Genomic DNA, 1618 nt, shown 5'->3' with positions numbered 1-1618 from the left:
ACAGGCAAAATTCTATACTATTTTTGCGTTCTTATTTGGAGTAGGGTTTTATATCTTTATAAAAAATGCTGAAGCAAAAGGCTATTCTATGTATAAGCTGTTTAGCCGTAGATTGTGTATCTTACTAGTCTTCGGTTTACTACACTTCACCTTTCTATGGTATGGAGATATTCTACATGCGTATGCTATAGCTGGTTTTATCCTATTGTTTTTTTATAAGCGATCTACTAAGCTTATTTTCATAACTGGTTATAGTTTCCTAATGGTTAGTTATATATTACATATTATTGTATTTTTACGAGCAAGTTCTTCTATTCCTGAAATACCAAATTACTATCAATATATGTTTACAGGCAACACTACCAATCACACTGTAAATCTATTTACACATTATTCACATCAAGTAAAAACACGTTTGTTTTTTCTGATGACAGAGGAACCTCAACAACTACTAATTGGAATTCCTGAATATATAGGCTTATTTTTAATTGGTTTATGGGCTGGTAAAAAAGAGGTTTTTAAAAGGGTACCAGAATTAATAAAGAAAATTAGGTTGTTACAGTGGAGTACGTTATGCATTTCATGTCTTCTCTCTTGTCCTATTGTCTACTACTTTATAAAAATGGATGTCTATTACTCTCGGGATATACAACTATGGATTCTATTTGGAGGAAAAACGCTAGCTATATTCTATATTTGCACTCTACTTAGAGCTTGTGAGAATAAAAAATATATAAAATATCTACACCCTTTTATGAACATAGGCAAGTATGCTTTAACGAATTACATCACTCAAAGCATACTTGCTCTTGTCATTCTTTCGTGGTGCTTTAAAGATGTCTCACACGTATATTACTGGCAACTATGTATCTTCGGGCTTTTAATTATTTTTGTACAAATTATATTCAGCAAGGTTTGGAGTAAATATTTTCGCTTCGGTCCTATTGAGTGGGTATGGAGAAAAGGAGTTTACAAGAAATAGGAATCACTATATCATTGTGATCCAATTAAACAATAAATAAAAAAGTGCAAAATCTATCAACAGATTTCGCACCAAAAACAGATAAAAGATACAATCACTAGAAACATAGGAGAGTGTTTCAACACTCATTATAAACCATATCTTTACATTTTTGTGTTAGAATCCAAAAATACTTAAAGATTCATCATTTCGTTTTGAATTTTCTTTTTATTTACATTATACTAAACTACAAAGGAACAACTCTCCTTTAGGTCGTCAATCATTATGCTAACAAAACACACACCAAAAAAACCAATTCCCGTGTAATGGAATTGGTTTTTTTGTGCAATTCAGTCGATACAGCAACTTGAACCCACATTTTCAAATGTAATCTTATTAAGATTACCATAATTTTAAATTCATAAACACAAAAAACTAAATCACTAGTAAGTTGCGCGAATCCGCTGCTTTTTCATCAAGAAATCTGAAGTATGACAACAATTAAGTTCATACTAGCATGAACAACAAACGATACTAGTAACCTATTAGTACGCACATATACTACAGCAAGTACAAGACCAATTAAAAAGTATCCAAATATAAAAGGAAAATCAAAATGCATAATAGAAAAGAACAATGAACTTATTAGTATACCCC

General features: G+C 30.8%; 2 protein-coding genes. One reads left to right on the top strand and one right to left on the bottom strand.

The features are described from left to right. Positions 1–982 (top strand): DUF418 domain-containing protein (locus tag CO726_RS30810; RefSeq protein ID WP_099686815.1); only part of this gene is annotated, 982 nt, incomplete at its 5' end. A gap of 454 nt (positions 983–1436) precedes the next feature. On the opposite strand, the gene CO726_RS30805 is transcribed toward CO726_RS30810, so the two are convergent. Next, positions 1437–1618 (bottom strand): CPBP family intramembrane glutamic endopeptidase (locus CO726_RS30805; protein WP_136699917.1); only part of this gene is annotated, 182 nt, incomplete at its 5' end.

This window comes from Bacillus fungorum, assembly GCF_002746455.1.
GTDB lineage: Bacteria > Bacillota > Bacilli > Bacillales > Bacillaceae_G > Bacillus_A > Bacillus_A fungorum.
Note: the sequence above shows the minus strand (reverse complement) of the source record. Positions and strands in the feature narration are given on the sequence as shown.